Source organism: Kineosporia corallincola, assembly GCF_018499875.1.
GTDB classification, from domain to species: Bacteria; Actinomycetota; Actinomycetes; order Actinomycetales; family Kineosporiaceae; genus Kineosporia; species Kineosporia corallincola.
Genome location: NZ_JAHBAY010000006.1, coordinates 220,899 through 231,552, shown reverse-complemented (window position 1 = coordinate 231,552; position 10,654 = coordinate 220,899). Strand labels below are relative to the sequence as shown.

The 10,654-nt window shown below is 70.0% G+C and carries 14 protein-coding genes; 11 read left to right on the top strand and 3 right to left on the bottom strand.

What is annotated here, in order from left to right:
- Positions 1-84 precede the first annotated feature (84 nt).
- Both KIH74_RS16315 and yczR read right to left on the bottom strand, forming a co-directional pair.
- Complete coding sequence (locus tag KIH74_RS16315; protein ID WP_214156799.1) at positions 85-357, bottom strand: DUF2277 domain-containing protein; 273 nt, start codon at positions 355-357, stop codon at positions 85-87.
- A gap of 84 nt (positions 358-441) precedes the next feature.
- The gene (gene yczR, locus KIH74_RS16310) at positions 442-1,962 is read right to left on the bottom strand and encodes a MocR-like transcription factor YczR (protein WP_443669980.1); all 1,521 of its coding nucleotides are present in this window, start codon (positions 1,960-1,962) and stop codon (positions 442-444) included.
- A 59-nt stretch (positions 1,963-2,021) separates the two neighbouring features.
- Between yczR and KIH74_RS16305 the strand changes: the two genes are divergently transcribed.
- Entirely contained in the window at positions 2,022-2,180 is a 159-nt protein-coding gene (locus KIH74_RS16305; RefSeq protein ID WP_214156797.1) for a hypothetical protein, read from the top strand.
- A gap of 217 nt (positions 2,181-2,397) precedes the next feature.
- Positions 2,398-2,910: a VOC family protein gene (locus KIH74_RS16300; RefSeq protein ID WP_214156796.1), complete on the top strand. Its 513-nt coding sequence runs from the start codon at positions 2,398-2,400 to the stop codon at positions 2,908-2,910.
- A gap of 10 nt (positions 2,911-2,920) precedes the next feature.
- Here KIH74_RS16300 and KIH74_RS16295 read toward each other — a convergent pair whose 3' ends face one another.
- The gene (locus KIH74_RS16295; protein ID WP_214156795.1) at positions 2,921-3,409 is read right to left on the bottom strand and encodes an Lrp/AsnC family transcriptional regulator; all 489 of its coding nucleotides are present in this window, start codon (positions 3,407-3,409) and stop codon (positions 2,921-2,923) included.
- Positions 3,410-3,480: 71 nt separating this feature from the next.
- Between KIH74_RS16295 and KIH74_RS16290 the strand changes: the two genes are divergently transcribed.
- From KIH74_RS16290 to KIH74_RS16255, 9 genes are all read left to right on the top strand, one after another.
- Positions 3,481-5,118, top strand: a complete 1,638-nt coding sequence (locus tag KIH74_RS16290) for a DMT family transporter (RefSeq protein ID WP_214156794.1) — start codon at positions 3,481-3,483, stop codon at positions 5,116-5,118.
- A 66-nt stretch (positions 5,119-5,184) separates the two neighbouring features.
- The gene (locus KIH74_RS16285) at positions 5,185-5,898 is read left to right on the top strand and encodes a Clp protease N-terminal domain-containing protein (protein ID WP_214156793.1); all 714 of its coding nucleotides are present in this window, start codon (positions 5,185-5,187) and stop codon (positions 5,896-5,898) included.
- Between the two features lie 505 nt (positions 5,899-6,403).
- Positions 6,404-7,228 carry an undecaprenyl-diphosphate phosphatase gene (locus KIH74_RS16280; protein WP_308113823.1) on the top strand — a complete coding sequence of 275 codons (825 nt, stop codon included), beginning with the start codon at positions 6,404-6,406 and terminating at the stop codon, positions 7,226-7,228.
- A gap of 190 nt (positions 7,229-7,418) precedes the next feature.
- On the top strand, positions 7,419-7,919 hold the full coding sequence (locus KIH74_RS16275) for a PAS domain-containing protein (protein WP_214156791.1): 501 nt from the start codon (positions 7,419-7,421) through the stop codon (positions 7,917-7,919).
- Entirely contained in the window at positions 7,916-9,184 is a 1,269-nt protein-coding gene (locus KIH74_RS37785) for a methyl-accepting chemotaxis protein (RefSeq protein WP_214156790.1), read from the top strand. The genes KIH74_RS16275 and KIH74_RS37785 overlap by 4 nt, the downstream gene beginning before the upstream one ends.
- Before the next feature lie 226 nt (positions 9,185-9,410).
- On the top strand, positions 9,411-9,647 hold the full coding sequence (locus KIH74_RS16265; RefSeq protein ID WP_214156789.1) for a hypothetical protein: 237 nt from the start codon (positions 9,411-9,413) through the stop codon (positions 9,645-9,647).
- Entirely contained in the window at positions 9,644-9,934 is a 291-nt protein-coding gene (locus KIH74_RS16260) for a hypothetical protein (RefSeq protein WP_214156788.1), read from the top strand. Before KIH74_RS16265 ends, KIH74_RS16260 begins: the two co-directional genes overlap by 4 nt.
- 215 nt (positions 9,935-10,149) lie before the next feature.
- A complete protein-coding gene (locus tag KIH74_RS37780) occupies positions 10,150-10,278 on the top strand; it encodes a hypothetical protein (RefSeq protein ID WP_281417931.1) in 129 nt (42 codons plus the stop codon).
- A complete protein-coding gene (locus KIH74_RS16255) occupies positions 10,275-10,652 on the top strand; it encodes a type II toxin-antitoxin system death-on-curing family toxin (RefSeq protein WP_214156787.1) in 378 nt (125 codons plus the stop codon). The genes KIH74_RS37780 and KIH74_RS16255 overlap by 4 nt, the downstream gene beginning before the upstream one ends.
- The last annotated feature ends 2 nt before the right edge of the window (positions 10,653-10,654 follow it).

The following is a 10,654-nucleotide window of genomic DNA, read 5'->3' as shown; positions in this document are numbered from 1 at the left end:
GCAAGAACTTGTGGACGACGAAGCGGGCCGGTTCTCGCGTCGTCCCCCAAGGTTCTTCGCGGTGACTCCTCGGCGGCTGACTCCTCAGCGGCTCCCGAACCGGGCCTCGTTACGCGCCCGCGCCTTGGCCGCCTCCACCTCCCGGTCCTTCGGCGGCGCCGTGGTGACCAGCTCGTCGAGCAGCAGGTGGGTCTGCGCGGTGATCGCCGCCACCGCCCGGGCGAATGCCTCCTCGTTGGCCCGCGAGGGATGGGTCGTGCCGGCCACCTTGCGCACGTACTGCAAGGCCGCGGCCTCGATCTCGTCGGTCGTGGCGGGCGGCTCGAAGTTGGCCAGGGTGCGGATGTTGCGGCACATGAGCTGCTCCTCGCTCGGATGTGAAGTCGGACGTGATGGGATTGAGACGGTCCGGGGCCGCGGAACTCATCGGCGGCCGGCCGGTCACACCGTGGTGCGGTCGTCGTCGAACGGCGCGGCGCGGCCCCGCGAGTGCCAGGCCCGGGCCAGCACGTCGGCCATCGCCACCAGGTCGGGAACGGGCCGGGCGAACGGCAGCCGGATGCGTGCCTCGAACGCCCCGTCCAGCCCGAAACGTGGCCCGGGGGTGACCCATACGCCGAGCGACCGGGCGGCTGCGGCCATGTGCGAACTGCGGGGCTCGGGCAGGTGACACCAGAGCGAGAGGCCGCCCTCCGGCAGCGGCAGCACCCAGTCCGGGAAGCGCTCGGCCAGCGCGTCGTGCAGCGCCACGCAGCGCTCGGCCAGCAGTTGCTGACGCTGGGTGGTGATCGGGCCGAGGTTCTCCAGCAGGTGCACGGTGGCCAGCTGCTCCAGCAGCGGGCCACCCAGGTCCTGGTTGCCGCGGGCCAGGGCGAGCCGGCGGATCAGGGGCTGCGAGGCCCGGATCCAGCCGATCCGCAGGCCGCCCCAGAACGTCTTGGAGGCCGAGCCCAGGGTGATCACGTGCTCGGCCGGGGCGAAGGCGGCCACCGGCCGGGGCATCGGCAACCGCCCGGGCACCGGCCGGCCCGCCCGCACGGCCGGCAGCGCGGCGCGCAGGTCCACCTCGCGCATCGTCTCGTCCACGATGATCCGGCAGCCGGTGTCGGCGATCATCGCGCCCAGCTCGCGGCGCCCGGCCTCGCCGAGCAGGCGCCCGGTCGGATTGTGGAAGTCGGCCATCAGGTAGGCCAGGTGCGCACCGGTCTGCCGGATCAGGTTGGCGGTGCGGGAGATGTCCCACCCGGCCTCCACGGGCAGGGGCACGCAGCGCCCGCCGAGCTCACGGATGGCCTGCGCCGCGGCCGGGTAGGTGGGGTGCTCGACCAGCACCCGGTCGCCGCGCTCCAGCACCACGCCGAGCGCCAGGTGCAGGGCCTGGAGCGCGCCGTTGGTGACCAGGATCTGCTCGGGCGTGGTCGGCAGCCCGGAGTCGGTGTAGTAACGGGCGATGCCCTCGCGCAGGATGGGCAGGCCGCTGGTGACGTAGCCGTTGCCGGGCAGGAACCGGGGCAGCTCGGCGAGCGCGGCCTGGTAGGCCGGGTACAGCTCGGCCGGTGCCTCTAGCGCGGCCGAGGAGAAGTCGCCGCGGGCCCCCGACGGGTCGGCCTCGCCGCTCAGATGCTCCGGCCAGATCGGCGACTCCAGCTTGCTGTCGCGCGGCAGCGTGGTCCAGGTGCCCGCGCCCTGGCTGCCCTCGGCGAAGCCGGACTCGCGCAGCAGCCGGTAGGCCGACGTGGTGGTGGTGCGGCTGGTCTGAAGGGCCTCGGCCAGCGTGCGTTCCGAGGGCAGCACGGTGTCGACCGGCAGCCGGCCGTCGAGCACCAGCAGCCGCAGCCGGTCGGCCAGCGCGCGATAGCCGGGCACACCCTCGGTGGAACGCCAATCCGTGAGAAGTGGCATCAGTTCTCGAGCACTGACGCGCCCACGTTGCTGAATTGGCTGTCTCCGAGCGGTTGGCATGTGGCCAGTGTCGTCGGATTGGCTATGGGGTGCAAGGCCAAAAAGAACACAATGGATGTATGGCTTCCTTGATTGTGATCCTCATGCTGATCGGCACCGTCGTCCTTGCTCCCTGGCTGGGCGCCGACTCCCGCAACCTCGACTCCCGCAACCTCGACCCCCGCCACTTCGAGCCCACCCATCCGCTGCACCCGGACACCGGCATCAACAACGGGTGAGCGGACGGCGGCCCGCCCGCATCCCGTCCGTCGATCGTCCACCGAAGGCGCGGCTCCCACGCAGGGGGCCGCGCCTTCCTCACGACCGGGTGGACGCCTGGCCACCTGGCAGCCTCACCTGGCGGCCTGGCCACCGGCCGCACGACCGCCTCCGACACGTCCGGCGCAACCTCCCGTGTCCCGGGGCCCGAGGGCGCCGATCAGCCAGGCTGACCCCATGACGCCGACCCCTGAGACACCGAACTCCACGACGCCGACCCCCGCGAGCCAGAACACCGCGACCGGGAATGCCGCGACCGGGAACGCCGTGACCGGGAACGCCGCGACCGGCAATGCCGCGCCGCCTCCGCCCACCGTCTGGCCGACCTTCCGGGCCCGTGACGCCCGCGCCCTGATCGCCTTCCTGATCGAGGCTTTCGGCTTCGAACAGACCGTCTGTCACGGTGAGGGTGACCGGGTGGACCACGCCGAGCTGAGCTGGCCGCCCGGCGGCGGGGTGATGCTCGGGTCGGCCCGGGACGACGGCAAACCCATCCAGGTGGGCGGTTTCAGTTGCTATGTGGTGGTGCCCGGCCCGAAGATCGCGGCCCTCTGCGAGCGCGCCCGCGCGGCCGGTGCCACGATCACCACGGAACTGATGACGACCGACTACGGCTCCACCGACTTCGCCGCCCAGGACCCGGAGGGCAACACCTGGTACTTCGGCACCTACGCCGGGCACCCCCGCTGAACCGGTCGGGTCAGCCGCGGCGGCGCTGCCGGGTCGTCGAGCTCGGCAGAAGCGGCAGCGGGGTGGGCGGTTTCAGTTGTTTGAGGCGCAGATAGGTGACCACCCGGCCGCCCCCGTGCGTGGCGATCCGGGTCAGTGTGTGCTCCAGGTCCTCCACGTCGCGAGCCACCACCGTGACCCAGTAGTCCATCTCGCCGGCCACCGTCTCGGCCGCGACCACCTGCGGCAGCAGCTGCACCTCACGCTCGAACCGCTCGGTGGCACGGGCGTTTCCGGTGGTGACGGCCATGAACACGGTGAGCGGGAAGCCGACCGCCGCGGCGTCGACCTGGGCGCTGATGATCCGGATCGCACCGCTCTCCTTGAGCCGCCGCACCCGGTGCAGGGTGGCGGCGGGCGACAGCCCCACCAGCTCGGCCAGCTCGAGATTCGTCCGATCGGCGTCCTGCTGGAGCTGCGTCAGCAGCTTTACGTCAATTTCATCAAGCTCAACGGCCATATCACCGAAGAATAGTTGGCCAGATCGCCGACTGCCCGATTTATCTATATGTGCAGCGCATGATGGCAAGCATGTTCGCCGCTCGTCCGCCCCGCCTCGGTGCCCTCCTCGCCCGCTTCTCCGACCGTCGTACCTCCGCCCTCGCCGCGCTCACCGTCGCCGGTGTGACCTGGGGCACCACGGTGCCGCTGAGCAAGGCGGCGTTCGCCGGTTTCGGCCCCGCCTGGCTCACCGTGTTCCGGTTCGCCGTGGCCGGTCTGGTGATCGTGCTGCTGGTGCGGCCGAAGCTGCGCACGGTGCGCCCGGCGCTCTGGTTCTACGGTGCCTTCGGCTACGGCGCGTGCGTGCTGTTGCAGAACCTGGGTCTGGAGCGCACCAGCGTCACCCATGCGGCCCTGCTGCTCGGGTCGGTGCCGGTGATCGTGGCGGTGCTCGCCGTGGTGTTCAACGGGGCCCGCGTCGGGCCGATCGCCTGGGCCGGTTTCGCGCTCTCGCTGACCGGCATCGTCGTGGTGGCCGGCGCGGGCGGCGCCGGATCCACCGTGCTCGGCGACGTGATCGTGCTCGGCTCGGTAGCGATCGGCGCGGCCTTCACCATGCTCCAGGCCCGGCTGCTGCCCGGGCAGGACGTGATCGCGGTGAGCACCGCGCAGTTCTTCGCCTCGGCCGTCGCGGTGCTGCCCTTCGCACTGCTCACCGAGGACCTGCCGGTGCCCGGCCAGAACGGCCTGACCGGCTCCGCGCTGCTTGCCGGCCTGGCCCTGGCGGTGCTCGGAACGGTGCTCCCCTTCACCCTTTTCGCCTACGGGCAGACCGGCGTGGAGCCGCACATCGCGGGCGTTTTCCTCAACCTCGAGACGCTGGTCGCCACCGCCATCGGCATCCTGGTGCTGGGCGAGCCCGCCGGGGCCGGCCAGGTCGGCGGTGGCCTGGTGCTGCTGGCCGGCATCTACATCGGCACGGTCTACCAATCAAGGACGGCGAAAGCCGCTCAGCCGGAAGCGGATTCCGCTCCCGCCGGAGCCCGGGAGCCGCTGGAGGCCCTCGCCCCGGTGGCTGCCGGATGGTCGGTGGCCGTCGGATCATCGGTGGCGGCTGGATCGTCGGTGGCTGCCGGATGGTCGGAAGCGGCCGGATCATCGGTGGCTGTCGAGTCGCCGGTGCTCGTCGGGGCTTCGGCGGCTGCGGGGGTGTCGGCCTCTTCCGGTGCGCCGGTCTCCTCCGGGGCCTCGGCCCCTTCCGGTGCGTCAGCCGGCGTCGAGTCGCGTGAGGCATTCGCCGTGCGAGTGGGAGAGATCCGCAGCGGCATCGCGAGCAGCCAGGCGGCGTCCGTCGCTACCGACGACGACGCTCGGGTTGACGACGACGCTCGGGTTGACGACGACGCTCGGGTTGACGACGACGCTCGGGTTGACGACGACGCTCGGGTTGGCGACGACGCTCGGGTTGACGACGACGCTCGGGTTGGCGACGACGCTCGGGTTGGCGACGACGCTCGGGTTGACGACGACGCTCCGGCCCACGACGACGCTCGGGTCGGCCGACCCGGTTCCCGTGGCCGGGTCCGCCGCCGGGTGGCGGAGCCGGCTCCCGGCCTGCTCCTCGTGCCCGGTGCGCTCGGGCTGCCGACCGACCCGGCCGACCCGGCCGACCCGGCCGAACGGGCCGCCGGGGACCGCGAACCGTCCGGATACACCCGAGCCGCCTGACGACAGGACCACCACCAGCGTCAACCTGTGGTTGACGGCCCGAATGCGTCAACCTATGGTTGACGCATGACGGATTCCAGTTCGACCGTGCGTCTGGACGATCTGATCCAGGCCATCAAGAAGAACCATGAGGCTCCGCTGGACCAGTTGTCCGGCGCCGTCGTGGTGGGGGACTACCTGGGCGAGGTGGCCGATCACCTGATCGGGCACTTCGTCGACCAGGCCAGGCGCTCCGGCGCCTCCTGGACCGAGATCGGCGCCAGCATGGGCGTGAGCAAACAGGCCGTGCAGAAGCGCTTCGTCACCAAGGCAGACGACGGGCCGCTCGACCCGAAAGAGGGCTTCAGCCGGTTCACCCCGAAGGCCCGCGACGTGGTGGGCACGGCGCACACCGCCGCTCGGGCAGCCGGTAACGCCCACGTCGTCCCCGTGCATCTGCTGATCGGGCTGGCCGGCCCGGCCGACTCGCTCGCCCTGAAGGTCCTGGCGACCCAGGGGGTCACGAAGGAGCGGCTGGTCGAGGCGGCCACGGCGCTCCTGCCGGAGCGGGTGGACGAGGCGCCCGGCCTGATCCCCTACGACGGGGCGGCGAAGAAGGTGCTCGAGCTGACCATGCGCACCGCCCTGCGGCTCGGCCACAACTACGTCGGCACCGAGCACATCCTGCTCGCGTACCTCGAATGGGAGGACGACGCCGGGGTGCTGCACGAGCTCGGCGTGACACGTGAGCGCACCGAGACCGAGATCGGCACGGTGCTCGAAGAACTCGCGAAGGGCTGAGCGCCTCACCCTCGTCTCATCATCCGGGCGCGAAAGGCCCGAGCCGGGTCACGATCTGGCGGCGATCCGGCGCCAGGAGGGGAACGCCGGCGGGTGCCCGGCGGGACGGGACAAGACCTGAACGGGTGAGCCGTCCGGCGAAGGCCGGGCGGCTCACCGGTTTTGCCGTGGCACACGGGCGAATTCCCTGACCCGGTGCAGCGATGAGGATGCAAGCGGTTCGTCGTCCACAATTCATGGCCCCTGCCGGAACCACCACGAAGGCCGGATCGTTGCATGACGCCCCGCCTGTCGCGGGCGTTTTCGGGACTTCGGGGAGTTTGCCTGACGATCCGTCAGGACGTGTATGGTCGGCGGGCCACCGTCCCCGCGAGGTCTCCTCCGCATGTCGCGGTGCGCAACCAAGAACATCCATCCCTGGCGACGTCGCCAGGGATTTCGCGTAGGCATCTCGCGGCAGCCGGTGGGGTCGGCCGCGTGCCGCTACGAAGGGGTATTGACCACCGTGAGCTGGCTAGAGGTGATCGTCCTCGGTCTGGTGCAGGGGCTCACCGAGTTCCTCCCGATCTCGTCGTCGGGGCACCTGCGGATCGTGGCCGAGGTGTTCTTCGAGAAGGACGCCGGGGCGGCCTTCACCGCGGTCACCCAGCTGGGGACCGAGGCGGCTGTCGTCATCTACTTCGCCAAGGACATCTGGAACCTCTTCATCACCTGGTGCCGTGGGTTCGTGGACGCCGAGGTGCGCCGCACGTTCGACTACCGGATGGCGTGGCTGGTCATCATCGGCACCATCCCGATCGGCGTGCTCGGCCTGCTGTTCGAGGACGCGATCAAGGAGCCGGCCCGCAACCTCTGGCTGGTCTCCAGCATGCTGGTGATCTTCGGCATCGTGCTCGGCCTGGCCGAGCGGTTCGGCCCGCAGCGCCGCGACTACGACAGCCTGACCGTCAAGGACGGCATCATCCTGGGCTTCGCCCAGGCGATGGCCCTGATCCCCGGTGTCTCCCGCTCCGGCGGCACGATCACCGCCGGTCTGGCCATCGGCCTCAAGCGGGCCGTGGCCGTGCGCTACTCGTTCCTGCTGGCCATCCCGGCCGTGGTCGCCTCCGGCCTGTTCAGCCTCGGCGACGTGACCGCGGGTGACAGCGGCGTCAGCACCGCCCAGATGGTCGTGGCCACCCTGGTGGCGTTCGTGGTCGGCTACGCGATCATCGCCTGGCTGCTCAAGTTCGTGGAGCGGCACAGCGTGTACGTCTTCGTCTGGTACCGGATCGTGCTCGGCCTCATGCTGCTCGGCGCGCTGAGCCTGGGCTGGATCTCGGCCACCTGATCCCCGCACGTCTCCCGGAAGGGGCGCCCGGCCGACGGCCGGGCGCCCCTTCCGCGTCTCCGGCCGGCGATCCGCCGTTCCGGTGAAATCCCTCGCACCCCGGGCTCAAGGCAGGGCCGTTCGTGGGCCGAGGAGATCAGGGGAGCGACAGGGGGTAACGATGAGACCGGCCACCATTACGCCGACCGGGGTGGAACACGTCCTGGGTCGCGACGAGCTGATCGTCAGCAAAACGGACACCAAGGGCATTCTCACCTATGTCAACGAGACGTTCTGCCGTCTGGCGGTCGCGGACGAGATCGACCTGATCGGGAAACCCCACAACGTCATCCGGCATCCGGACATGCCGCGGGCCATCTTCAAGTACCTGTGGGAGACGATCGCGGCCCGCAAGGAGGTCTTCGCCTATGTCAAGAACATGGGCATGGACGGGTCGTTCTACTGGGTCTTCGCGCACGTCACGGCCAGCGGCCGCACCGACGGCCAGGTGACCGGCTACCACTCCAACCGGCGCGCGCCCGGCCGGGAGGCGATCAACGCGATCGAGCCGCTGTACCGCGAGCTGTGCCGGATCGAGCAGAGCGGCGGCGGTTCCCGGCAGGGACTGGACGCCTCGACCGCGGCGCTGAACGCCGAACTGGTCGATCGCGGGCTCTCGTACGACGAGTTCATCTGGTCGATCACGCCATGATCGGACGCCGGATCGGTGGGCGGGCGGCGGAGAGCGAACTCTGCCGTCACACCCTGGTGATGATCTCCGAGATGGCCGAACGAGTGGCCGGCGGCGATCTGGAGGCCCGGCTGCCGCCGCTGGGGCTGGACGGGGTGGACCCGCGCGTGGAGGCCCGGGCCCGCAACGCCGTCAACGGGATGCTGGACGTCGTCGACGCCTACGTGCGGGAGTCGTCGGCCGCGATCATCGCCGCCAGCAACGGGCACTTCTACCGGCGTCTGCTGGAGACCGGTCTGCCCGGGGCGTTCCTCGACAGCGCGCGGGTGATCGAGACCGGCCGGATCTCGTTGCAGGCGGCCAACGACGCCACCCGCTCCGCCGCCCGGGACCGCCGCAACCTCGGCGCCCAGCTGGAGGAGACGCTGGTCGGGCTGACCAACGACATGTCCTCGGCCGTCACCAGCGTGCGTGACGTGGCAGTGGGTGTGGCCTCCTACGCACAGGACGCCCAGGCCGACGCCGAGCGGGCCCGGGGAACCGTGGCCTCGCTGCGGGAGAGCACCGAGGGGATCCGTAGCGCGGTCCGGCTGATCACCCAGATCGCCGACCAGACCAGGCTTCTCGCACTGAACGCAACCATCGAGGCAGCTCGGGCGGGGCAGGCCGGGCGGGGCTTCGCGGTGGTCGCCACCGAGGTGAAGGGGCTGGCCGACGAGTCCGGCAACTCGTCCAAGTCGATCATCGGCGGGGTGAACGCCGTGCGCGAGGCGGCCGAGTCGACCATCTCGGTGCTGGAGGGCATCACCGACCAGATCACCGAGATGAGCCGCCGCATCCAGGAAATCGTCGAGTCCGCCGAGGGAACCGGCGACGGCAGCGGCCTGATCCCGGTCTCCGAGCGGTTGCGGGGCGAGGTGAAAGACTTCATCCACTCGATCAACGCGGCCGAGCGGCGCGGGGCCACCCGCACGAAGCAGCGGGTGGACATCCACGTGATCACCGAGAACGAGCGGATGGCCGCGAGCCTGTACAACGCCAGCTACACCGGCCTCGCCTTCGACGTGCCGCACGGCTTCGCCGAGCCCCTGGGTGGCACGGTGCGGGTGGCCATCCCGACCGACGCCGGGCTCCTGGACTGCACCTGCGAGGTGCTGCGCATCGACTCACTGCCGGACGGCCGGCGTCGGGTGGGGGCCAGGATCACTTACAAGAGACCGCCTTTCGAGGAACAGTTCGAGGCGTTGCAGGACGCCGGGATCCCGCCCGGCGACCCGGACCTGTGAGGCGCCGGACGGGTGGGCCTGGTGTTGCGCGACGGCCGGAGCTGCGTCCTCGGGGCGAAGAGAGGGCAGAACCGGGGCATTTCGCTGACCGGGGCCGTTGGACGTGATGGCGGCATGCACGACATCCTCCGCCTCCTGGCACACGTACTCGACCTACACAGACACCTGCGGTCGGAGCGTTCCGCTGAGGTGTGCGGGTACTGGGACGGCGCGAAGGGATGGGGGGGTGAAGAAACTCAAGGCGAAAGGACGCTGGAACGTCTGGTACCGCGACGTGATCGTCATCACGTTGTCCGCCCCGGCAAGCCACTGGGCCCAGAACTCCACCACGGACATATACGTGACGTCCTGGCAGACGGATTGTGATCCGGTCTACCGTTTCCGGGTGGTGGTGAACACCACTCATCGGGACGGTTACAAGCGCATGATGGGGGTCGTCAATGCCTATCGGGAAAATCAATGATTGACGACGAGGCGGGCTTCGTCGCCAACCTGTCCAGAGCCTTTGCCCGGCAGGGACTCTCCCCGAACGGGCGAGGAGCGGTGGTGGGGGACGTCCGGCTGGTGTCGCGGGGAGCAGAGGACTTTGCCGTCGAGGTTCGCTACGAGGACCTTGCCTCCGGAGCGCAGGCCGTGGATCGCCTCGAGGCCACGAGGGCCTACATGGCGGGATGCGGCGCGGAGAGTCCTGCCGACCTGGCTGCCTTCTGGATCCAGGAGCTGGACGAGCGGCTTCTGGCGGCGGACTGACGACGGTTCTGCGCGGTGCCGGGTGCCGTGGCCGGGGCAGTAGCCGTTCGGGTTCTTGCAGAGGTGCTGCTGGTGGTAGTCCTAGCCCTCAACCGGTAATTGAAGCGGTTGAGTGGTATCAAGTTGGTATCATGGCGTGCATGGCGATGACACTACGTCTTGATGATGTGCAGTCCGAGGCTCTTCGACGCAGGGCTGATCGGGAGGGTCGGAGCATGCAGCAGGTTGCGCAGGCTGCGATCAGTGACTACCTGCTCCGGGCCGACGACGATGCTCAGACCGAGGAACTCGCGGCTGCGGGTGCGACGAAGTTCGCCGATCTGCTGCGCCGTCTCGGCGAATGATCCGCTACCTGAGCGTCGAGCAGGCCCTGCTGATCTCGCGGTATGCCGTCGCCGGGCCGGTCCAGGTGCGGGACATCGGTCTCCTGGACGCTGCGGTGAACCGGCCCCGGGCCGGGATGTTCGGCCAGGAGGCTTATCCGGACCTGCTGACCAAGGCGGCGGCGCTCCTGCACTCGCTGGTGTCCAACCATCCGCTGGTCGATGGCAACAAGCGGCTGGCGTGGCTGGGGACCTACGTCTTCTGTGCCAAGAACGGTGTGGAGCTCGCGCCGGCTGACGACGACGCCTTCGACCTGGTGATGGCCATCGCGTCGGGCGAACTCGACGATCTGGCTGTGATCGCCGGTCAGCTCAAGAGTTTCGTGGCGGCCTGATC

Excerpts from the sequence above, each read along its gene's own strand:
- KIH74_RS16315 (WP_214156799.1), bottom strand. The coding sequence starts at position 357 with ATGTGCCGCAACATCCGCACCCTGGCCAACTTCGAGCCGCCCGCCACG.
- KIH74_RS16290 (WP_214156794.1), top strand. The coding sequence starts at position 3,481 with ATGTTCGCCGCTCGTCCGCCCCGCCTCGGTGCCCTCCTCGCCCGCTTC.
- yczR (WP_443669980.1), bottom strand. The coding sequence starts at position 1,962 with ATGCCAACCGCTCGGAGACAGCCAATTCAGCAACGTGGGCGCGTCAGT.
- KIH74_RS16295 (WP_214156795.1), bottom strand. The coding sequence starts at position 3,409 with ATGGCCGTTGAGCTTGATGAAATTGACGTAAAGCTGCTGACGCAGCTC.
- KIH74_RS37785 (WP_214156790.1), top strand. The coding sequence starts at position 7,916 with ATGATCGGACGCCGGATCGGTGGGCGGGCGGCGGAGAGCGAACTCTGC.
- KIH74_RS16300 (WP_214156796.1), top strand. The coding sequence starts at position 2,398 with ATGACGCCGACCCCTGAGACACCGAACTCCACGACGCCGACCCCCGCG.
- KIH74_RS16285 (WP_214156793.1), top strand. The coding sequence starts at position 5,185 with ATGACGGATTCCAGTTCGACCGTGCGTCTGGACGATCTGATCCAGGCC.
- KIH74_RS37780 (WP_281417931.1), top strand. The coding sequence starts at position 10,150 with ATGCAGCAGGTTGCGCAGGCTGCGATCAGTGACTACCTGCTCCGGGCC.
- KIH74_RS16255 (WP_214156787.1), top strand. The coding sequence starts at position 10,275 with ATGATCCGCTACCTGAGCGTCGAGCAGGCCCTGCTGATCTCGCGGTAT.
- KIH74_RS16260 (WP_214156788.1), top strand. The coding sequence starts at position 9,644 with ATGATTGACGACGAGGCGGGCTTCGTCGCCAACCTGTCCAGAGCCTTT.
- KIH74_RS16305 (WP_214156797.1), top strand. The coding sequence starts at position 2,022 with ATGGCTTCCTTGATTGTGATCCTCATGCTGATCGGCACCGTCGTCCTT.